General features: G+C 60.4%; 17 protein-coding genes. 3 read left to right on the forward strand and 14 right to left on the reverse strand.

Annotated elements, in window-relative coordinates:
- Positions 1-84: 84 nt before the first annotated feature.
- Positions 85-897 (forward strand): hypothetical protein, encoded by an 813-nt coding sequence (locus KGB28_RS21160; protein ID WP_223447717.1) that lies wholly within the window; start codon positions 85-87, stop codon positions 895-897.
- A gap of 57 nt (positions 898-954) precedes the next feature.
- Positions 955-1,605: a hypothetical protein gene (locus KGB28_RS21165; RefSeq protein ID WP_223447719.1), complete on the forward strand. Its 651-nt coding sequence runs from the start codon at positions 955-957 to the stop codon at positions 1,603-1,605.
- Between the two features lie 82 nt (positions 1,606-1,687).
- On the opposite strand, the gene KGB28_RS21170 is transcribed toward KGB28_RS21165, so the two are convergent.
- From KGB28_RS21170 to gcbA, 14 genes are all read right to left on the reverse strand, one after another.
- Entirely contained in the window at positions 1,688-2,284 is a 597-nt protein-coding gene (locus KGB28_RS21170; protein WP_150755873.1) for a MarC family protein, read from the reverse strand.
- A gap of 65 nt (positions 2,285-2,349) precedes the next feature.
- Positions 2,350-5,127, reverse strand: a complete 2,778-nt coding sequence (locus KGB28_RS21175; protein ID WP_223447721.1) for a hybrid sensor histidine kinase/response regulator — start codon at positions 5,125-5,127, stop codon at positions 2,350-2,352.
- 100 nt (positions 5,128-5,227) lie between these two features.
- A complete protein-coding gene (gene purD / locus KGB28_RS21180) occupies positions 5,228-6,523 on the reverse strand; it encodes a phosphoribosylamine--glycine ligase (RefSeq protein ID WP_223447723.1) in 1,296 nt (431 codons plus the stop codon).
- A gap of 157 nt (positions 6,524-6,680) precedes the next feature.
- On the reverse strand, positions 6,681-8,288 hold the full coding sequence (gene purH / locus KGB28_RS21185) for a bifunctional phosphoribosylaminoimidazolecarboxamide formyltransferase/IMP cyclohydrolase (RefSeq protein ID WP_223447725.1): 1,608 nt from the start codon (positions 8,286-8,288) through the stop codon (positions 6,681-6,683).
- 82 nt (positions 8,289-8,370) lie between these two features.
- Positions 8,371-8,691, reverse strand: coding sequence for a DNA-binding transcriptional regulator Fis (gene fis / locus KGB28_RS21190; RefSeq protein WP_007907419.1), 321 nt, complete (start codon positions 8,689-8,691; stop codon positions 8,371-8,373).
- On the reverse strand, positions 8,688-9,698 hold the full coding sequence (gene dusB / locus KGB28_RS21195) for a tRNA dihydrouridine synthase DusB (protein ID WP_150727809.1): 1,011 nt from the start codon (positions 9,696-9,698) through the stop codon (positions 8,688-8,690). The genes fis and dusB overlap by 4 nt, the downstream gene beginning before the upstream one ends.
- Positions 9,699-9,882: 184 nt before the next feature.
- Positions 9,883-11,136 (reverse strand): DUF3426 domain-containing protein, encoded by a 1,254-nt coding sequence (locus KGB28_RS21200; protein ID WP_223447727.1) that lies wholly within the window; start codon positions 11,134-11,136, stop codon positions 9,883-9,885.
- Between the two features lie 30 nt (positions 11,137-11,166).
- Positions 11,167-12,045, reverse strand: a complete 879-nt coding sequence (prmA, locus tag KGB28_RS21205; protein ID WP_150727807.1) for a 50S ribosomal protein L11 methyltransferase — start codon at positions 12,043-12,045, stop codon at positions 11,167-11,169.
- A 281-nt stretch (positions 12,046-12,326) separates the two neighbouring features.
- On the reverse strand, positions 12,327-13,685 hold the full coding sequence (gene accC, locus KGB28_RS21210; protein ID WP_056725293.1) for an acetyl-CoA carboxylase biotin carboxylase subunit: 1,359 nt from the start codon (positions 13,683-13,685) through the stop codon (positions 12,327-12,329).
- Between the two features lie 17 nt (positions 13,686-13,702).
- Positions 13,703-14,167 carry an acetyl-CoA carboxylase biotin carboxyl carrier protein gene (gene accB / locus KGB28_RS21215; RefSeq protein WP_150727805.1) on the reverse strand — a complete coding sequence of 155 codons (465 nt, stop codon included), beginning with the start codon at positions 14,165-14,167 and terminating at the stop codon, positions 13,703-13,705.
- 24 nt (positions 14,168-14,191) lie between these two features.
- Positions 14,192-14,647 carry a type II 3-dehydroquinate dehydratase gene (gene aroQ / locus KGB28_RS21220; protein WP_150727804.1) on the reverse strand — a complete coding sequence of 152 codons (456 nt, stop codon included), beginning with the start codon at positions 14,645-14,647 and terminating at the stop codon, positions 14,192-14,194.
- 132 nt (positions 14,648-14,779) lie between these two features.
- Positions 14,780-16,525 carry a protein-disulfide reductase DsbD gene (locus KGB28_RS21225; protein WP_223447729.1) on the reverse strand — a complete coding sequence of 582 codons (1,746 nt, stop codon included), beginning with the start codon at positions 16,523-16,525 and terminating at the stop codon, positions 14,780-14,782.
- A gap of 189 nt (positions 16,526-16,714) precedes the next feature.
- Positions 16,715-18,661 (reverse strand): methyl-accepting chemotaxis protein, encoded by a 1,947-nt coding sequence (locus KGB28_RS21230; protein ID WP_223447731.1) that lies wholly within the window; start codon positions 18,659-18,661, stop codon positions 16,715-16,717.
- Between the two features lie 52 nt (positions 18,662-18,713).
- A complete protein-coding gene (gene gcbA, locus KGB28_RS21235; protein ID WP_223447732.1) occupies positions 18,714-20,384 on the reverse strand; it encodes a diguanylate cyclase GcbA in 1,671 nt (556 codons plus the stop codon).
- A 485-nt stretch (positions 20,385-20,869) separates the two neighbouring features.
- Here gcbA and KGB28_RS21240 point away from each other — a divergent pair, with 485 nt between their 5' ends.
- Positions 20,870-21,937, forward strand: coding sequence for a DUF2333 family protein (locus KGB28_RS21240; protein ID WP_007991285.1), 1,068 nt, complete (start codon positions 20,870-20,872; stop codon positions 21,935-21,937).
- The last annotated feature ends 3 nt before the right edge of the window (positions 21,938-21,940 follow it).

Below are 21,940 nucleotides of genomic sequence, written 5' to 3' on the forward strand. Positions count from 1 at the left end.
GTTTTTGTTTTGAATGGCTCAGTGTTTTGTTTTAGTTTTAAAGCTGTCGCATGGAGTGGCATGTTAATTAAAATGGAGATTTAAATGAGCGATATAAATATTCCGCCAGTTACTCAAATGGCATTTGATGATGCGGCGCAGGATAAGTACTTCGAAGGCATTGCGGCAGAACTGCAAAACGTCGCGCCTGGGGGGCGGACCAAGCGTTCCACCTCGACCCTGGGGACGGCATCGAGTGACTCGTCGGCGCAAGGTGTGGGGACTTCGGTAGTAGGGCCCTCGCTGGTGGTCTTTGACCAGGTGCTTTCGGAGGACGACAGGCAGGATGCGCTGGACTGCCAGCAGTTTGCCGAAGCGGTAGTTCGGCGCCTGCCCAAGGGAACCAGCAACGAAGAACGCTACCGGGAGTACAACGAGGCATTGTTGGCGGTGGGCTGGGTGACGGAAAGCTTCACCTACAAGAAATACGTCAGCAAACAGCTCACCATCACGATGAATGAAGCGATTTTGCAAGTGCTTGAGACCGTTATTTCCGGTGGAGCAGGCAGCGTCCTGAGCCTGGTGGCGTCGGGTTTCAGCAAGCTTAAGGGCGATAAGGATGCACTGAAGATTGTCGATGCTGGCAGCAAGAAAAACGATGTCGTCAGCTTCAAGGCTGTTCCTTGCATCGCAACGCGAGGCGCAGGCATGGCCATGCTGATGGGCGGACTGGATCTGGTAGACAAGGATTACAACGGAAACTTCTTATTCGTGACTTACAAAACCCAGGGGGTGCAGATTTTCCAGGGCGCCGGTGTGCGTAATTTTAATCGACGTTCATTCGAACGAGTGAAAAATACGATATATGCGTATAACGACGAGTATGCCGATGGCCTTTTCAAACAATTAATAGGGTAGTGAGGCTGGCTTTTTGTCGGTAATGCCGGTTTCAAGTGCTGACTATGAGTGGTGAATATGTCTGTAACTCTCAATGCCGTCGTAGTGGGTGGCTGTCTGTTGTCTTTTGCGCAAAGTGATAGTCCGCAAGATCAGCAGGATATACAGGATTGTTTGATGTACGCAGAGTTGGCCGCTAACGAAAAGTATCCGGGAAAGGTCTCGAAGAAAACCTGGTTCGATTATTTTCAAGGGCGGTTGCTCAAAGCGGGGTTCGCACTGAAAACTATTGTTCCATCCGACCCGATCCGGGTAGCGAGCGTCCGTCAATTGTTAAGCGCCAGTTATACCGTGATGGGCAATTTGGGTGTGGAGCGGTTGGGCCGGTTGTTCGAGGACACCTATAAGGCATTGCGGCTGGATGAGTTTGCCTGGGACTTCTTTCGCGGCAATGTTGCCAATGGCGGCTCGGGCATCCTCAAGTGCGCGCCTTGCGAGCGGCTCGCCTCGGGTGAAGTGGTCGTCTGCCTGCTTGGCTTGCGCTACAGCGCGACCGTGATTGAAAGCGACTTTTTCCTGTTGAGCGAGTTCGATCGAGAGCTGGCGATCATTCCCGATGGCGGGGTGTTTGTGTTCGACCGACGGGCGTTTGAAAACTACCGTAAACGGGTCCACCAGAAAATCGAAGCTTATTCAAACAAGGTGTTCGTGCGCAAACTCCAGTCCTGACTGAAAGGCTTTGCACGCAATAAAAGACAAGGCCCTGTGATTGACGCACAAGGCCTTGTTTTTGGAGTGGGGTAAACGTGCTTTAAGGCACCAGATAACCCTTCACCCCAGTGAAGATAATCTGCGCCGCCAGTGCACACACGAACAACCCCATCAAGCGGCTGACGATCTGTAACCCCTGGTCGCCAAGAATGCGCTCGATACGGCCGGACAAAAACAGCACCACGCCCACGGTGAAACTGGCCAGGGCAATGCTGACAATGGCGGTGAGCTTGTCGTCCCAGTGCGGCTGGCTCACGCCCATCACCAGCAAGGCGCCGATGGTGCCGGGGCCGACCGTCAGCGGAATGGTCAGCGGGACGATGGTCACATCCTGCTGCACGTTGTCGGTCTGTACCGCCGATTTGCCTTGCGCCATCCCTAGTGCGGAGATGAACAGGACACTGCCGGCGCCGATGCGAAAGGCATCCACGGTAATGCCGAAGACAGTGAAAATCACTCGGCCGAACAAGTACAACAGAACACTGGAGACCAGGGTGGCGACCGCTACTTTCCAGGCCAGCCGTCGCTGTTCCTTGCGCGAATAACCACGGGTCAGGCTGATGAAGCAGGACAACACGAAGAATGGGCTGTAGAGCACCAGCATCTTCAGGTAAACGCTGAACAACACATGGAGCATGGTGCCGGGCTCACTGGCGAGGGAAGTCGGGAGGGAGTCTATCAGGGGTTGCGAAGTCTGTCGGCTCAGGACGTTTGGGTTGTGGTGCGATTCTGCTGGTCACGCTGGGCGACCCAGTGCTCGATCAGTTCGCGCAACTGCGACAGTTCCACCGGCTTGGCCATGTGTCCGTCCATGCCGGCCTGGCGCGCACGCTCTTTGTGTTCGGCAAGGATATGGGCGGTCAACGCCACCACAGGGGTGCGAGTCCGCTGGTTGCCGACTTCCCAGGCGCGTAATTGCTGGGTAGCCGAAAAGCCATCGAGGATGGGCATTTCGCAGTCCATCAGCACCAGGTCGTAACGTTGGGCCTTCATCGCCTGCAAGGCTTCTTCGCCGTTGCAGGCGGTATCCGGTTGCAGGTTGAGCTTGCTCAGCATGCCGCGGATCACCTTGGTCGAAATGCTGTTGTCTTCGGCCACCAGAATGCGGAAGTCGCAGGGGACCTTGACCGGCAGGGCCGGATCGCTTTGCACTGGGTGGGTGGCGACGAGACCGTTGTTGCGTTGGGTCAGTTCGTCGGCCAGTGTGGTCTTGAGGGTGTAGCCGGCCACCGGTTTGGCGAGGATGCGCTTGATCCCGGAGTTGCGCGCGATGATCTTGCTCGGTGCGTTGCTGATGCCTGTGAGCATGATCAGCAGGATGTCATGGTTCAGGCTCGGGTCTTCCTTGATCTTGGCCGCCAGTTGCATGCCGGTCATGCCGGGCATGTTCTGGTCCAGCAGGACCACATCGAAGTAATCGCGCAAATGAGCCTTGGTGCGCAGCAGTGCGAGTGCCTCCTTGCCGGAAGGCGCGGCGCTGACATTCAGGCCCCAGGCGCTGCATTGCTGCACCAGCACCTTGCGACAGGTTTCATTATCGTCCACCACCAATACCCGCGCACCTTGCAGCGGGCCATCGAGGTCGGAGGTCGGGTGTTCGAGGCGCTCCGGGTCCAGCGGCAGGGTCAGCCACAGGGTGCTGCCCTGGTTGCTGCCACTCTTGATCCCGAATTCCCCCTGCATCAAGCGGATCAGCTGGCGGGCAATCACCAGCCCCAGGTTGCCGCCCAGGTGGGTGGCCGAAAGGAAATGCCGGCTGTGCAGTTCGGCGTGCATCAGGGCGTCGCGTTCTTCGGCGTTCATGGGCTCGCCGCTGTCCTGCACGGCGATACGCAGGCGTGGCTTGGTGTTGCGCTCGTCGAGCGCCACGACGATCAGGATTTCGCCCTCATCAGTTTTTTTCAGGGCGTTTTCAAGCAGGCTCAACAGCGTCTGGCGCAGGCGTGTGGGGTCACCGCTGATCACCCGCGGCACTTGCGGCTGGATGAAGCTGATCAACTCGACGTTTTGCTGCTCGGCCTTGGCGCGGAAGATGTTCAGGCAGTCTTCGATCAGCGCGTTGAGGTCGAACTGCACATCGTCCAGCTCGATCTGCCCGGACTCGAGTCTGGAGATGTCGAGAATTTCGTTGATCAGTGTCAGCAGCTCGTTGCCCGCGCTGTGGATCGTCTGCACATAGTCGCGTTGCTTGACCGAAAGCGGCGTGCCCAGCAGCAGCTCGGTCATGCCGAGGACGCCGTTCATCGGGGTGCGGATTTCATGGCTGATCTTCGCCAGGAACTCGGCCTTGGCGTTGATCTCGGCGTTGCTGGCCGCCAGGTCACGACTGATGCTGAAGCGGTCTTCGGTGATGCGGCGCTGGCGCTCGCTCAATGCAATGCTCATCAGCAGGCCGCTGATGCAGATGACCACCAGCAAGGTGGTGAGCAGGCCATGGGGTTCGATCAGGGTCAGCCCCAACAGCGCCGGCAGGATGACCAGTGTCCCGAGGTTGAACACCACCATGGCCGCCACGAAGAGGCGAGCCGGACGATAACCTTTTTGCCAGTGATAGGCGCTGATGAACAGCATGGTCAGGCCGGCCAGGGCCACCAGGCCATAGGTAATGAAGTTCAGCGGCAAGGTATTGACGAACAGCAGCATCAGGCCGCAGGCGGTGATGAGCAGGACCTCGCCGAGCAGCAACCGATTCAGCGGATGCGGCCCGAGTGGGGAGAAGAAACGATGGGCAAGCATCAGGCCGCAGGGCGCAGTCATTAACAATGCCAGGTAAGCCCCTGGCGTTTGCAGTGCATGCCAGTCCGGTAGCCAGGGGCCGGCGAGGTTCAGCAACAACAGCAGGCTGAGCATCAACAGCCCTTCGCACGTCGCCAACCAGAGGGCACTGTGCGAGCGGGTATAGGTGTAGCGGATGAGATTGTGCAGGATCAACATGGCGATGCAACCGAACAGCAGGCCATAGATCAGCGTCTGGATCTGGTTGGCAGCCGCGAGGATCGCCGATTGCAGGGTGATATAGGGCCGTAACTGGTGATCGGAGGCCAGCCGCAGATAAACGTCGAGGGGGTTGTCGCTTTGCGGCAGAGCCAGCATGAAGTCGCTGCTGGGCAATGGTCGCTCGGATTGCGGCTGTTCGTTGCCCGTGCTGGATTGATCGATCAGCTTGTCGTCGTCCAGTACGTACATGTTGAACTGGCGCAGGTCAGGCGCGAACACCCGCAGCAACTGTTCGTGTTTGCCCGGAGCGAGCCTGAATCGCAACCATAGCGCGCCATCGGGTTCGGCCGCAGTAATGCGGTCGAGTTCGATGGGGCTGAATTGATTGGTGTAACGTGCGGAACGGATGTCGCTCAGTTGCAGGTCGCCCTGTTCGTCGAGCAATACCGCCCAGCCACTGCCTTGCGTGGCCTGGGCCGGTAGCATGCAGAGCAAGGTCAGCAAAGTGACGGTCAAGCTTATGGCAATCCTGAGCCAGCGCACGGCGAAATCCCTTCGTTAGGTTGATGCCAGAATATAACGATGCGCGACGCCGGAACAGCCAGGCAATAAACCGTGTTCATTGCCTGGCGCGGTGTTTACCTTATTCCTGATTTTCGCCACGCTCGCGGGCAATGGCACGGTAGCCAATGTCCTTGCGATAGAAACAGCCTTCCCAGTCAATCGATGCCGCCAGTTTGTAAGCCTGCTGCTGCGCAGCGTCGACGCTGGCGCCCATGGCCGTGGCGCAAAGCACCCGACCACCGGCCGTTACGACTTGACCGTCCTTGAGCGCAGTTCCGGCGTGGAAGACTTTGCCTTCCAGTGCAGCTGCTGCATCCAGGCCATTGATGGCCACGCCTTTGGCGTAGTCACCAGGATAGCCGCCTGCGGCCAGCACGATACCGACGCTCGGACGTGGATCCCATTGCGCTTCGACCTTGTCCAGCGCCTGCGCCAGAGCCGCTTCGACCAACAGCACCAGGCTCGACTGCAAGCGCAGCATCACCGGTTGGGTCTCAGGGTCGCCGAAGCGGCAGTTGAATTCGATGACTTTTGGGTTGCCAGCCTTGTCGATCATCAGGCCGGCGTACAGGAAGCCAGTATAGACGTTGCCTTCCTCGGCCATGCCGCACACGGTCGGCCAGATCACCAGGTCCATGACGCGCTTGTGCACCTCGGCGGTGACCACTGGCGCCGGGGAGTAAGCACCCATGCCGCCGGTGTTTGGCCCGGTGTCGCCGTCGCCGACGCGTTTGTGGTCCTGGCTGGTGGCCATCGGCAGAACGTTCTTGCCGTCGACCATGACGATGAAGCTGGCTTCTTCGCCGTCCAGGAACTCTTCGATGACTACGCGCGAACCCGCATCGCCAAAGGCATTGCCCGCCAGCATGTCGCGCACGGCGTCTTCGGCTTCGGCCAGGGTCATGGCGACGATCACGCCTTTACCAGCGGCCAGGCCATCGGCCTTGATCACGATCGGAGCGCCTTTTTCACGCAGGTAAGCGAGGGCCGGCTCGATTTCGGTGAAGTTCTGGTAGTCGGCAGTCGGGATCTTGTGGCGAGCCAGGAAGTCCTTGGTGAAGGCTTTCGAACCTTCCAGCTGTGCAGCGCCAGCGGTCGGACCGAAGCAATCCAGACCGCGGCTGCGGAACAGATCCACAACACCCGCAACCAGCGGCACTTCAGGGCCAACGATGGTCAGGGAAACGTTTTTCTCGGCAAAGTCTGCCAGTTGCTCAAGCGCCAGTACGTCGATGGCGACGTTCTCGCACTTGGCTTCGATGGCGGTACCGGCGTTGCCCGGAGCCACGAATACCTTCTGCACACGCGGATCCTGAGCCACTTTCCAGGCCAGGGCGTGTTCACGGCCACCGCTGCCAATGATCAAAACATTCATTTCAAAAACCTCGGATGACGCTAATTCTGTTGAGCATCGCAAAGATGCTTTACCTGTGGGAGCGGGCTTGCTCGCGAAAGCGGTGTGTCAGTCACATCAATACTGAATGTGCTGCCGTCTTCGCGAGCAAGCCCGCTCCCACATTTGAATCTGTGTATCAGTGACGGAAGTGGCGCATGCCGGTGAACACCATCGCGATACCGGCCTCGTCAGCTGCTGCAATCACTTCGTTGTCACGCATCGAGCCGCCTGGCTGGATCACCGCAGTGATACCGGCTTTGGCTGCATTGTCGATGCCGTCGCGGAACGGGAAGAACGCGTCGGATGCCATGACCGCACCTTGAACCTGCAAACCGGCATGTTCTGCCTTGATTGCAGCGATACGCGCGGAGTTCACGCGGCTCATCTGGCCGGCGCCGACACCGATGGTCTGGCGATTCTTGGCGTAGACGATGGCGTTGGACTTGACGTACTTGGCAACTTTCCAGGCGAAGATCAGGTCGTGGATTTCCTGCTCGCTCGGTGCGCGCTTGGTCACGACTTTCAGGTCGTCGGCGCCAATCATGCCGATGTCGCGGCTCTGTACCAGCAGGCCTCCGTTGACGCGCTTGTAGTCCCAGGCCGCCGCGCGGTCAGCCGACCACTCGCCGCAGGCCAGCAGGCGTACGTTGGCTTTGGCAGCGACGATGGCGCGGGCTTCTTCGCTGACCGACGGCGCGATGATCACTTCGACGAACTGACGTTCGACGATGGCCTTGGCGGTCTCGGCGTCCAGTTCGCGGTTGAAGGCGATGATGCCGCCGAACGCCGATTCAGTGTCGGTAGCGTAGGCCAGTTCGTAGGCCTGACGGATGCCGCCTTCGGCATCAGGGCTGACAGCCACGCCGCACGGGTTGGCGTGCTTGACGATTACGCAAGCCGGCTTGACGAAGCTCTTCACGCATTCCAGCGCGGCGTCGGTGTCGGCCACGTTGTTGTACGACAGTTCCTTGCCTTGCAGTTGGGTCGCGGTGGCGATGCCGACTTCGGCAGGCTTGGCTTCAACATAGAACGCCGCGCTCTGGTGCGGGTTCTCGCCGTAGCGCATTTCCTGGGCCTTGATGAACTGGCTGTTGAAGGTGCGCGGGAATTCGCTGCGGCCGGAGGTCGAGAGGGTTTCGGCTGCCTGGTTCACGGTGCCCATGTAGTTGGCGATCATGCCGTCGTAGGCGGCCGTGTGCTCGAAGGCCTTGAGCATCAGGTCGAAACGCTGGGCGTAGGTCAGGCCGCCGGCCTTGAGGTTTTCCAGGACGCTGGTGTAATCGCTGGCGTTGACCACGATGGCCACGTCCTTGTGGTTCTTGGCCGCGGAACGGACCATGGTCGGGCCGCCGATGTCGATGTTCTCGATGGCGGTCGGCAGGTCGCAGCCTGGCTTGCTGATGGTGGCTTCGAACGGGTACAGGTTGACCGCTACCAGATCGATCGGCTTGATGCCGTGCTCGTTCATGATGGCGTCGTCAATACCGCGACGGCCGAGGATCCCGCCGTGGATTTTCGGGTGCAGGGTCTTCACCCGGCCGTCCATCATTTCCGCAAAGCCGGTGTAATCAGCGACTTCCACTGCAGCAACGCCGTTGTCCTGCAGCAGCTTGAACGTTCCGCCGGTGGAGAGGATCTCGACGCCCAGGGCTTCAAGCTCCTTGGCGAATTCGAGGATCCCGGTCTTGTCGGAAACGCTGATCAAGGCGCGGCGGATCGGCAGGCGGGTAGTCTGGTCGGTCATCTCAATTTCCATCAAAAGCAAAGGAAGTCAGCAAAAAAGGCGACCGGTTTTACGCGGGCGCCTTTCTGGTTTGATTGAATGCTTACAGCAAATCGTATTGCTTGAGTTTCTTGCGCAGCGTGCCCCGGTTCAGCCCGAGCAGCTCGCTGGCCTTGGTCTGGTTGCCCTTGACGTAATTCATCACGCACTCGAGCAGGGGAGCCTCGACTTCGGAGAGCACCAGGTTGTACACATCCGTGACGGCAGCGCCCTCAAGGTGGGCGAAATAATTGTGCAGCGCCTTCTCGACACTCCCGCGAAGGGTCTGGCCTTCTTCGCTTGGCGTATTGAGGTGCTGTTTCAAATTTACGTTGTCGCTCACGGGTGTTGTTCCACTCACTAAAGTCTCGGTCATCATCGTCATGCGGCCACCCACTCTCCGTCCCCTGTCAGGCTCTTGTAACGCTCGGCGAAAAACGCCCGAACGTTGGCGCATTGTGTATCCGTACCATCCAAACGATTGAAGTGGGCGCGAAACTCCCTGGCGCCCGGCAGGGTTGCGAGATACCAGCCCACATGCTTTCGAGCAATGCGCACGCCCATGACATCGCCATAGAAGGCGTGCAGGGCAGCCAGATGCTCTAGCAGAATGCGTTCCACCTCGATCAGTTCCAGCGCCGGGAGTTTCTCGCCGGTACGCAGGAAATGGTCGATCTCGCGAAAAATCCATGGCCGCCCCTGGGCAGCCCGGCCAATCAACAGGCCATCGGCACCGGTCGCGTCGAGCACGTACCGGGCCTTTTCCGGCGAATCGATATCGCCATTGGCGAAGACCGGAATCGACACCGCCTGCTTGATCGCGGCAATGGTGTCGTACTCGGCTTCACCGGTGTACAGGTCGGCACGGGTGCGGCCATGCACCGCCAGCGCCGTAATGCCTGCCTGTTCGGCGATCTTCGCCACTGTCAGGCCGTTCTTGTTGTCCCGGTCCCAACCGGTCCGGATCTTCAGGGTCACCGGCACATCGACCGCAGCCACGACGGCCTGCAGGATCTCGGTGACCAATGCTTCATCCTTCAACAGGGCGGAACCGGCGGCCTTGTTGCAGACCTTCTTCGCCGGACAACCCATGTTGATATCAATAATCTGTGCACCCAGCTCGACGTTGGCCCGGGCCGCGTCCGCCAGCATCTGCGCATCACCACCGGCGATCTGGACCGAGCGTGGCTCGGGATCGCCTTCGTGGATCATGCGCATGCGCGATTTGCGGGTGTTCCACAAACTCATGTCGCTGGTGACCATTTCCGAGACGACCAGTCCCGCGCCCAAGCGCTTGCACAGCTGACGAAAGGGCTGGTCGGTGACTCCTGCCATGGGGGCGAGAATCAAGCTGTTATGTAATGTGTATGGGCCGATGCGTACCGCCGACATAGGACTTCCCTGTTGTGGGGCCGGATCATGAGAGTTCGAAAAAGGGTTGGCATGATACCCGCTCTCGATGACTGGATAAAGGCTGAATTGAACAAAATCTGAACAGTTATTCTGTTATTACCCGTGGTTTGGTTGGCCAGGGGGAGTCAGAAAACCGACGTTAATCCCGGAACGATGAAGCGTTTCACTCCGGAGAGTGAAAGCTCAAACTGTAGTTCACGGCCTTGGCACCAGGGTCGAGAATGTCCAGGGCAATGTGGATCGGCGTTTGCGGAGGCATTTCCGCCATGCCTTCGAGATCGCCATTGAGGTACTCGCCGGGTTTGAAGCGGCGACTGGCGATCAGGTGGCCATTGAGGTCGGCGAAGCGCAGTTCCAGCAGCGGGAAGGGCTGGGAGAAGGGCGCGCGGTTATAGATGATCGCATCGACCACCAGGGCGCCATTGAACTCGGGATGGCTGCGCACCACCAGGTTGCTGCTCTTGATTTTCGCGATGTCGACCTTGGAGGGCACGGTGCAGCCGATTTGCGGGCACAGTTGCTGGAACCACGGGCGATATTGATCCTGTCGCGCCAATTCGTCGAAATGGTAGGCGATGTACTGGCCGGCGAGGGCGCCAGCGGCAATCAGCACCAGCAGCAACCACAACAGCCGTCGCCCCCAGGGCGAGCGGCGTTTTTGCCAGTCCAGTTGCAGCGGATCGTCGGTCAGGTCTTGCAGCACCTCGGCGCGCACGCCCGGCTCGCTGCGTTCGCGTCGCTTGCGCAGCGGCTCGATCGAGGGCAGGTTGTCGTCGATTTCGTTCTCGTCGGCGGCCGACAGGCGTTCGTGGCTCAGCGGTGCATCGAGCGGGTCGTTCAGGCGCAGCTGGGGTGGTTGCTGCTCGTCGTCGAGATCAACCGGTTCCAGGGACAGCGAAGGTTCGGTGCGCGAGGTTTTGCTCGGTTCGATCGTCGGTTCTGGTGTTTCAAGGCTGTCGAGCGGTTCGTCGGCTGGCGCACGATCGGCCGCCGACGCACTGAACAGGCTGTCGGACCACGGCCCCTCGTCGTCCTGCCCGGTGCTATCGCGACGGGCACTCAGCGAGTCGTCGCGATGGCGGCCGAACTCGGTGGTCGGCTGGATTTCCCGCTGTTCGAGCCGGGCGAGCTCTTCGTCGAGGTCGAGACTGTCCAGGTCCAGTTCGGTCGCGCTCCATTGCTTTTGGCTGATGGCGCGCGGCGGCGTTGGATCGAGGGGCTCCGCAGGCTGCACAGGCGGGAGCGGCGTCGCGACCGGTGATTCCTTGCCGACCTGCTCAAGCAACTGCCTGGCGGCATTGAACACCTGCAGGCAGGAGCCACAACGAACCACCCCGCGCGCCACGCTCAACTGGGCATGGCTGACGCGGAAGCTGGTATGGCAATGCGGGCACTGAGTGACGAAGCTATCGGTCATGCGGCGATCCGGATTATGCAGGCGTCCATTCTAGCGCCGACGGCCAGTGATACGCACCCAGCCATCGCGATTGGCGATCGGGTCCAGATCGAAGTCTTTGGCGTAGGCCGCAGCGACTTCATCGCCTTGCTCGGCGAGGATGCCCGACAGCGCCAGGCGCCCGCCCGACTTGACCAGGCCCGACAACTGCGGCGCCAGGGAAACCAGTGGGCCGGCGAGTATGTTGGCCACCAGTACGTCGGCCTGCACCTGCGGCAGGTCTTGCGGCAGGTACAGCGGGAACAGGTGTTCGGCAATGTTGTTACGCCCGGCATTGTCGCGCGAGGCTTCCAGGGCCTGCACGTCGATGTCGGTGCCGACCGCTTCTTTCGCGCCCAGCAGCAGGGCAGCAATCGCCAGAATCCCCGAGCCGCAGCCAAAGTCCAGCACGTTGCAGTCCTTCAGGTCCTGGCCGTCGAGCCATTCCAGGCACAGCGCGGTGGTCGGGTGGGTGCCGGTGCCGAACGCCAGGCCCGGGTCCAGCAGCAGATTCACTGCGTCAGGTTCCGGCGCGGCGTGCCAGCTCGGCACGATCCACAGGCGCTGGCCGAAGCGCATTGGCTGGAAATTGTCCATCCAGCTGCGTTCCCAGTCCTGGTCTTCGATCACTTCGCTGTGGTGTTCAGGCAGCGGGCTGCCGGTCAGCAGCTCCAGATGGGCCAGTACCGGGCCGGGCTCGGTGCCACCTTCGAACAGGGCCAGCAGGTGTGTGTGCGACCACAGCGGCGTGGTGTTGAGTTCCGGCTCGAAGATCGGCTGATCTTCGGCGTCCATGAAGGTTACCGACACGGCGCCCACTTCAAGGAAAGCGTCTTCATAGGTTTCGGCTTGTTCTGGGCTGATGGCGAGACGTACTTGCAGCCAAGGCATGGCGGGCACCTTTGAAAAATATTGATTGCAGCCTAGCGGGCTGCGAGAAGGGCGCAAGTTTACGCGAGAGTGTGGGTTTTGTGGGAGCTGCATTCGCTGCGCAGATGTTGAGCGAAGCAGGGCTCTGTGGGAGCGGGCTTGCTCGCGAAGAGGGGGGGCAGTTAATTAATGGTTGGCTGATACGCCGCTTTCGCGAGCAAGCCCGCTCCCACAATGGGATCTGAGTTACTTCCAGATACAACAAAGCCGCCCGAAGGCGGCTTTGTTGATCGGATTGAAGCTTAGTGCTTCTCACCAGCCAGCTTGTGCTCGAGGTAGTGAATGTTCACGCCCCCTTTGCAGAAGCCTTCGTCGCGGGTCAGGTCGCGGTGCAGCGGGATGTTGGTCTTGATCCCGTCGACCACGATTTCGTCCAGCGCATTGCGCATGCGCGCCATGGCTTCGTCGCGGGTTGCCCCGTAAGTGATCAGCTTGCCGATCAACGAATCGTAGTTTGGCGGAACGGCATAACCACTGTACAGGTGCGAGTCGACGCGAACGCCGTTGCCGCCTGGTGCGTGGAAATGCTTGACCGTGCCCGGGCTCGGCATAAAGGTTTTCGGGTCTTCGGCGTTGATCCGGCATTCCAGCGCGTGACCGCGGATGACCACGTCATCCTGGGTGAACGACAGCTTGTTGCCGGCGGCGATGCTGAGCATCTCCTTGACGATGTCGATGCCGGTGACCATTTCCGAAACCGGGTGCTCTACCTGGACACGAGTGTTCATCTCGATGAAGTAGAAGCGACCGTTTTCGTACAGGAACTCGAAAGTGCCAGCGCCACGGTAACCGATGTCGATGCAAGCCTTGACGCAGCGTGCGAGTACTTCCTCACGTGCGTTTTCGTCGATGCCCGGCGCCGGCGCTTCTTCGAGAACCTTCTGGTGACGGCGTTGCAGCGAGCAGTCGCGGTCGCCCAGATGGATGGCCTGGCCCTGGCCATCGGAAAGGACCTGGACTTCCACGTGACGTGGGTTGGTCAGGAATTTTTCCAGATAGACCATCGGGTTGCCGAACGCCGCGCCCGCTTCGGTACGGGTCAGTTTCGCGAAGGAGATCAGGTCTTCTTCTTTATGCACGACGCGCATGCCGCGACCACCGCCGCCGCCAGCGGCCTTGATGATCACCGGGTAACCGACTTCGCGACCAATGCGCAGAGCGGTTTCTTCGTCTTCCGGCAGCGGGCCGTCAGAACCCGGAACAGTCGGTACGCCGGCAGCGATCATGGCGTGCTTGGCCGATACCTTGTCGCCCATCAGGCGAATGGTTTCGGCTTTCGGGCCAATGAACGCGAAGCCGGAGTTCTCGACCTGTTCGGCGAAGTCGGCGTTTTCCGCAAGGAAGCCGTAGCCCGGGTGAATGGCGGTGGCGCCAGTCACTTCGGCTGCGGCAATGATTGCCGGAATGTGCAGGTAGGAGTGGGCGGCCGATGCCGGACCGATGCAGACGGATTCGTCTGCCAGGCCCAGGTGCATCAGTTCCTTGTCAGCCTTGGAGTAAACGGCGACGGTCTTGATGCCCATTTCTTTGCAGGCGCGCAGGATCCGCAGGGCGATCTCACCGCGGTTGGCGATCAGAACTTTTTCCAACTTCGCAGTCATCAAAGGCTCTCCGCGGTTCAAACGATGGTGAACAGCGGTTGGTCGTACTCAACCGGCTGGCCGTCTTCGACGAGGATGGATTCGATCACACCGCTGGTTTCAGCTTCGATGTGGTTCATCATCTTCATGGCTTCAACGATGCACAGGGTGTCGCCTTTCTTCACGGTCTGGCCGACTTCTACGAAGGACGGCGAGGTTGGCGAAGATTTGCGATAGAAAGTACCGACCATCGGCGAACGGGCAACGGTGCCGTTCAGTGCTGGCGCGGCGGCAGCAACAGGTGCGGCAGCGGCAGCCGGAGCGGCGGCAGCGACAGGCGCGGGGGCCGGAGCATGCATTGGAGCTGGCGCGTAGTACTGCTGAGCCGGGGTCTTGCTGTGACGGCTGATGCGTACGGACTCTTCGCCTTCCTTGATCTCGAGCTCGTCGATGCCGGACTCTTCCAGCAATTCGATCAGTTTCTTAACTTTACGGATATCCATGAATCATCAACTCCCAAGGGTCGGTCAGGGGCGGTTAACTTGTTGTTCAAGCTGTTCCAGGGCGGCCTCCAGGGCCAGTCGATAACCGCTGGCGCCAAGGCCGCAGATCACTCCCACCGCTACGTCGGAGAAGTAAGAGTGATGGCGGAAAGGTTCGCGTTTGTGCACGTTAGACAAATGCACTTCGATGAATGGGATGCTCACCGCCAGCAGCGCGTCACGTAATGCGACACTTGTATGTGTAAAAGCTGCTGGGTTGATCAAAATGAAGTCCACGCCTTCACTGCGGGCCGCGTGGATGCGGTCGATCAATTCGTACTCGGCGTTGCTTTGCAGGTGCAGCAAATGGTGACCGGCTTCGCGGGCACGGCGTTCCAGGTCCTGGTTGATCTGCGCCAGCGTCGTGGAGCCGTAGGTGCCCGGTTCACGGGTGCCGAGCAAATTCAGGTTGGGTCCGTGCAGAACGAGTAGCGTCGCCATCGGCGGTTCCTATGTTATCTGTGAGCAATTGTCAGAACCCGGCGACTATGCCGCAAAGCCTTTGTGACTGTCCAGTTCTCTGCAATAGCCAGCACGATGACCGATGTTTGCGCGAAATATATGACTGCTTGATTAAATTTGGTCATTCGCCCTGGCAACACGTTCGGCGAAGTCCTTGGCGTTGATCTCGCCGATCACTCGCACATCGGCGCGTTCGACGCCGTCCTTGCCGAAAAACATCAGGGCCGGGGGGCCGAACAGCTGGTAGCGGTCGAGCAGGGCGCGTTGCTCGGCGTTGCTGGCGGTGATGTCGAAGCGGATCAACCGGTAACCCTTGAGGCGTTCGATGACGACAGGGTCGTCCAGCACCTCACGCTCGATGACTTTGCAGCTGATGCACCAGTCGGCGTACCAGTCGAGCAGCAGGGGTGTGCCGGATGAACGTGCGTCGGCGAGTGCGCGATCCAGTTCGGCCGGCGTGCTGAGGGTTTGCCAGGTGCTGGCGTTTTGCGCTTGTCCGTTGCTGTCAACGATACGGGGCTGGCCAATCGGGTTGAGCGGGTCGGTCTGGCCGCTGAAGGCGCCGTACCAGCAGGCCAGTGCGTAAAACAGCAAGAACATGCCGAGCAATTGGCCCAGGCGTTTGCGCGGCGGTTTATAGACGAACTCCAGCGCCCCCATGAACAAACCGACACCGCCGGCCAGCAAACCGATCAGCAGCAAGGTGACCTGACCCGGCAAGACGCGGCCAAGCAGGCCGATGGCCAACCCGAGCAACAACACGCCAATCGCATTTTTCACGTAGACCAGCCACGGACCGCTTTTTGGCAGCCAGGCTGCGCCACCGGTGGCCACCAGCAGCAGCGGTGCGCCCATGCCGAGGCCGAGCATGAACAGTTTCAAGCCGCCGCCCAGCGCATCGCCACTGGCGCTGATGTACAGCAGCGCGCCGGCCAATGGCGCCGAAACACAGGGTGAAACCAGCAAGCTGGAGACCACGCCCAACACCGCGGCACCCAACAATGACCCGCCTTTGGTGCGGCCGGCGATATGGTCCAGGCGACTGCTGATGGCATGTGGCAACTTGAGTTCGAAGACGCCGAACATCGCCAAGGCAAACACGGCGAAAAACATCGCGAACGGCACCAGCACCCAGGCCGATTGCAGCCGCGCCTGTAGATTGAGTTGGGCACCGAACAGGCCCATCAGGGCTCCGAGCAGGGCAAAGCAGGCGGCCATCGGCAGCACATAAGCCAGTGACAGATTGAAACCGCGCCAGCCACCGACCTGACCGCGCAGCACCACACCCGACAGGATCGGCAGCATGGGCAGCACGCATGGCGTGAACGTCAGGCCCAGGCCCGCGAGGAAAAACAACGCCAGTTCGCGCCAGCTCCATGGATAAGTCGTCGCCGGAGCGCCGCTGCCGTCGATGCTCAGGCGCTCGGTTTCCGGCGGATAGCACAGGCCTTTGTCGGCGCATCCCTGATAGGTCACGACCAAGGTGAAGGCGCGTTGATCGGTGCGCGGCAACTCGACGTCGAGAATGCCGTGATAGACCTCGACATCGCCGAAGTATTCATCGTGCTTTTTCTGACCGTCGGGCAGTTTCGCCGCCCCCAGGACAACATCGGCCGGATCGGCGCGAAATTGAAAGCGGTGACGGTAGAGGTAATAACCTTCGGTGGCGACGAAACGCAGCTTGATCGATTGCGGCGTGCTGTCTACCAGGCTCAGCCGGAATGCTTCGCGTACCGGCAGGAAGTCGGCGCTGTTGTTGATCGAGCCCAGGCTTGAGCTGGGTCGGTTCTCCAGCAAGCCAGTGGCGCTGGCCGGCAGGGCGAACACTAAAAACAGCAGGCAGAGCAAACGGCGCATGACAATCTCGCGTATCGGAATTGGGGGGATGATAGCGGACAGTCGTTCGGTGTGCAGAGCCAAGGATGTGTGGTGAGTGAACTGACGCCATCGCGGGCAAGCCCGCTCCCACAGTGATCTTCAGTGAACACGAACATTGTGTACTGCCGAGAACCCTGTGGGAGCGGGCTTGCCCGCGATAGCTATCTGTCAGACGCGAAAAGCCTGAACGGCTGTATGCAATCGACCACCCAGCACCAGAAGATTTTCTCCCTGCTCACGCCCTTCACCAATGCGCAGCAAGTTATCCCCACCCAACTGATGAATCCGCTCACTGTGGTCACGGATTTCGCTGACAGCGCCGCTCTGCTGGGCAGTGACATCGGCGATGCGTACCGCCGTGTCGGATATTGTCTGGATCGCCCCGACGATTTTATCCAGCGCACCATCAGCGGCCTGGGCCTGGCTGGCCGTGGTTTCGGCGTGTTCGACCTGGGCGCGCATGCCTTCCACCGATTGCCGCGCGGCGGTTTGCAGCCCTGCGATCAGCGTCTGGATTTCTGCCGTGGCCCCGGCGGTACGCTGCGCCAGTGAGCGCACCTCTTCGGCCACCACTGCAAAGCCTCGGCCCATTTCCCCGGCCCGGGCCGCCTCGATGGCGGCGTTCAAGGCCAGCAGGTTGGTCTGGTCGGCAATCGAGCGGATCACCGTCAATACGCCGCCGATGGTGGCCGACTCTTCGGCCAGGTGTTCGATCATCTGTGCATTGCCTTGCACTTCATCCACCAGAGCGTGCAGGCCTGCGAGGCTCAGGCCGATGACTTTCTGTCCATGCTCCACGGCCAGGCCGGCGTGGTGGCTGGCGTCGGCGGCCTGGCTGGCATCGCCGGCGACTTGTTGGATGGTCGCTTCCAGTTCGCTGAGGGAGTCGCGGATCAGTGCCGTGTCACCGGCCTGATGCTCGGCACCGTCATGCAGGTCGTTGCTCAGGTCGGCCAGGGTACGGCTGCTGCCGGCCACCTGTTCGGCGTTGCGGCGAATAGTCCCCACCAGGTCCACCAGATAGGCGCGTAAGCGGTTGAGAGAGGCTTCAATGTCATGCAGTTCGCGGTTGGTGTTGCCCAGTTGAATGTCGCGGCTGAAGTCGCCTTCGGCCCATGTTGACAGCGCCGGGGCGAGGTTGGTCAGGGTCCGGGCCAGTTTGCGCTGCAAGGTGTCGATCAGCAGGGCGATCAACAGAATCAAGCCGATCATCACGCCTTGCATCAGCCGCACCTCACCCTGGATCTGCCCGTGCTGGGCGCGCACTACCGGCTCCAGCCCGGCAATGGCCTGTTGCACGTCGGCGATTTTCAGGTGGGTCGCCGCGCTGAGATCGGCGCGTTTGCGGATTTGATCGCGGGTGCGCGAAAGCTCGGCCGGGTAGCGGGTAAGCAGGCTGTTGAGCTCGCGCTTGAGGCCGACGCCGGCATCTTCGGCGACGGTTTTTTCCTTGTTCTCAAGGCCCATCATCGAGGCGAAATCATCGGTGTTCGACTCGCTGCTGGTGGCTACGCCCAGCAACGGCAGGGCGTCGATTTTCTCGGCCTGGGTGCGGATATTGGCGACTTCGCGTTCGACATCTGCGGTCAGTTCACTGCGACCGCTGCTGACCAGTTTGTCTCGGGCCAGGGACAACTTTCCCAGGTGCTGCGATGCGCTGAGCAGTGGTGTCAGGTAAGCCGCATTGCCACTGGCGTACTGGCTGAGCTGATCGAGACTGGCACCCAGTTCGCGCTCAGCCTGCAGCAGCAGGGCCTGCGGATCGCCGGCCAGTTTGCCGGCGGCCAGCAGGTCGGTTTTGCTGAATTCTTCAAGGTTCGACAGGCTGGGACGCAGCGTCTCGGCCAGGGCTGGCGGCAATTCGCCGAGTTCTTTTTTAAGGCTGTCGATGCCTTGGGCGGCACTGCTCAGGCGTAGCGCATCGCCGCTGCCCAGGTAATCCTCGACGCTGCGGGCGACATCATTCTGAAACTGCTGCGACAGGCCCAGGTAGCGCTCCATTAACAGGTACGGACGCTCAAGGGCTTTCTGCGACCACCACAACGTAGCGCCGAGGGCCATGCACACGGCCACCAGAAGGAGGGTATTGAGATTGGTCAGCAGCTTCAGGCGCATTACGGACTACCAACGGCAGAAATGGTAAGTGCCTGAAGTTATTGCGTTTCTGTTACAGGGTTATGACCGAATGGGTCGATTGAGATGAAAAAGTGGCACTTTGCTTTGACGTCAGTGCCGCCTGGACGCGGTTGCGTCCGGCGCCTTTGGCACGATACAGCGCCTCGTCTGCCTGACTGGCCATCAACAGACTGTCAGAGTCTTCGCACAGCTCGACCACCCCGGCGCTGAAGGTGCACCACAGATCCTGCGGCTGGGCGGGGTAGTGGATTTCGGCAAAGCGCTGACGAATTTCATCCAGTACGTTCCAGGCCGCTTCGAGGTCGGTGTCCGGCATGACAATGGCGAACTCTTCGCCGCCGTATCGACCGATGAAGTCGGTCTTGCGCAACCGCTGCTTGAGGAACAGCGCCAGGCTCTTGATCACCCGGTCGCCCATGGGGTGGCCGTGGCCGTCATTGACCCGTTTGAAATGGTCGATGTCGAGCATGGCAAAGCTCAGCGGCTTGCTTTCGCGACGGGCGCGGAACGAGCAGTCTTCGAGCAATTGCAGGATATGCGTGTGGTTGTACAACCCGGTGAGGCTGTCGCGGACCATCCGTGCCTTGAGGTTGCGTGCCCGCGCCGCGCGGTTGCGCACGGTGGTGATCAGGTGCCGGGGCTTGATCGGTTTGGTCAGGAAGTCATCGCCGCCCTCGCTCATGGCGTCGAGCTGCTTGTCCAGGTCGTCTTCGGCCGACAGGTAAATGATCGGCACGCTGACGTAACGGTCGTTGTGGCGAATGACCTTGGCCAGTTCCGTACCGGTGCAGGCCGGCATGTACATGTCGAGGATGATCAGGTCCGGCTGGAAATCCGCCAGTTCGGCCATGGCCTGGATCGGCTCGATCAAGGTCCGGGTGACGATCCCGGCGCTGTTGAGCAGGCGCTCGGTGTGCAAGGCCTGGGCGCGGGAGTCGTCGATGATCAGCACTTTATAAGGCTCGTACTGGGCAACGCAGGTCAGGACTTCGATTTTCTCCAGCAGGCTCGACGCATCGAGGGTGCCGGTGAGGAACTCCTGGCCACCGGCACGCACGGCGGCCAGGCGGGTCGGGGTGTCGGTTTCATGCAGGCTGAAGAACAGCAGCGGCAGGCGATGGTCCAGGCCTTCCTGGGCTTCGGCGGCCAGTTTCAGGCCGACGCCGGCGCCGCTGAAATCCACGTCCATGACAATCGCCGCTGGCAAGCGCTCGACCATCGATGAGCGAAACGCATCTACGCTGTCCAGGGACTGGGCGCTGAGGCCGAAGAATTCCAGTTGCTTGGCCAGGCGCTCGGCGCGGTCGTGATCCTGCAACATCACGTAGATGGGCTTGCGCAGCGGTGGCAGGAAGGTTTGATCGAGTTGGTCGCCATGGCGCAGGCCGGTGCGTGACAGGCGCTGCATCAAGCGATTGAGGTCGGTGATCAGGCCGCTGCTCAGGCGTCCGCGATTGGCGTCGACCGCCTCCAGGGACTGACCGATATGGCGTGCCAGTTGCATGTGTTCCGGTTGCTCGAAACGCTCGGCGAAACGCAGCAGGCGCAGATTGGCCTCGCTCAGTTCCGAAAGGTCGGCGGTGGACCACTCACTGCGTTGCAGGCGCTGCCATATCTCAAGAATCTGACGAGCCTGATGAATTACCCGCTGGGCAAAGTGGTGCTTGAGGCGCTCGCGGCTGGGGTCTTCTGGCTCGGTCATAACCTGACTACTAGTTAGGGTGCACGCTGAGGTCGAGTGGTGGCTCTATGCTAGCACCACTTTTCCATTGCATGAGTGCTGTACGTCAATAATCTGCAATGCGACTTCATTCAGTTTGTGACCTGATGGTCTGATTCGAGTCGTTGAAGTCGTGGCGTGCAGGGGGAGAACTGCTTGAATCAGGGCATTTGGCGGGCGTGGGGTGGGAATGGGCGAGTGACTGAATTTAGGCCATTCATGATTTTTGCCAGTGCCGATCGGCCCGGTTTTTTGGATTTCAGAGTGTCGGGGATTCCCTTGGTGTGGCAATCCAAACCATTAGTGGGGATTTTGAGGGCCGCAGCGTCGTCGGGTGCACAGGCACTCTTTTCATCCACAAGCCCGGTAATTTTCCGCATCGGTGCAATGGCGGGTGCCGGGCCAAGGCACGTTGTTGTATGGTTGTGGTCGAACCGTTGACCTCAAGAGCTTGAAAGGAAATCGCCATGCTGGACTGGAAGAACCGCACAGGCAGTGCGCCTGAACGTGCCGCTGAACCGAAGTCGGAGACCCGCAGTTATCTGGGCGGTCTGTTGTTCAGCCGGGCGCTGGCCACTCTGCTGGGCATCTACCTGTTGGTGGCGAGTGTCCTGGGCTGGTACTGGAGCCAGGAGCCGGCACTGTTCCCGGTCCAGCAAACCGCGCAACTGGCGGCCGAGAAAGAAGGCAAGCAGATGGTCGTCGGCTACACCACGGTGGAAACCCTCAAGACCGTCGCCGGCACCTTGCTGACCAAGCCGGGCGGCTATATTTCCAACGACCGATTCCCGCCAGGCCTGTGGATGGACAACATGCCGAGCTGGGAATATGGCGTGCTGGTGCAGGTTCGCGACCTGAGCCGGGCACTGCGTAAAGACTTCGCCCGTTCGCAGTCGCAGTCCGCCGAAGACGCCGACCTGGCCAAGGCCGAGCCGCGTTTCAACTTCGACAACAAGAGCTGGGTGCTGCCGTCCAGTGAGTCCGAGTACCAGGAAGGCATCAATTCCCTGAGCCGCTATCAGGCACGCCTGTCCGATCCGAACCAGAAAAGCGCGTTGTTCTATGCCCGCGCCGACAACCTGAACAACTGGCTGGGTGACGTCGGCACCCGACTGGGTTCGCTGTCGCAACGACTGTCGGCCAGTGTCGGCCGGGTCAAGCTCAATACTGCATTGAAAACCGAAGTCGTGACGCCGGGTGTGGCGCCGCAAGTCGATGAGGAAATCGTCGAAACCCCATGGCTGCAGATCGACAACGTGTTCTACGAGGCTCGCGGCCAGGCCTGGGCCTTGTCGCACTTGCTGCGTGCCATCGAAGTCGACTTCGCCGATGTGCTGGCCAAGAAGAACGCCACGGTCAGCGTGCGCCAGATCATTCGTGAGCTGGAAGCGTCGCAGGAGCCGGTGTGGAGCCCGATGATCCTCAACGGCAGTGGCTTCGGCGTACTGGCCAACCACTCGCTGGTCATGGCCAACTACATTTCCCGGGCCAACGCCGCAGTGATCGATTTGCGTCAATTGCTCAATCAGGGCTGAGTC

The organism is Pseudomonas sp. BF-R-19, from assembly GCF_019956445.1.
Classification (GTDB): domain Bacteria; phylum Pseudomonadota; class Gammaproteobacteria; order Pseudomonadales; family Pseudomonadaceae; genus Aquipseudomonas; species Aquipseudomonas fluorescens_BH.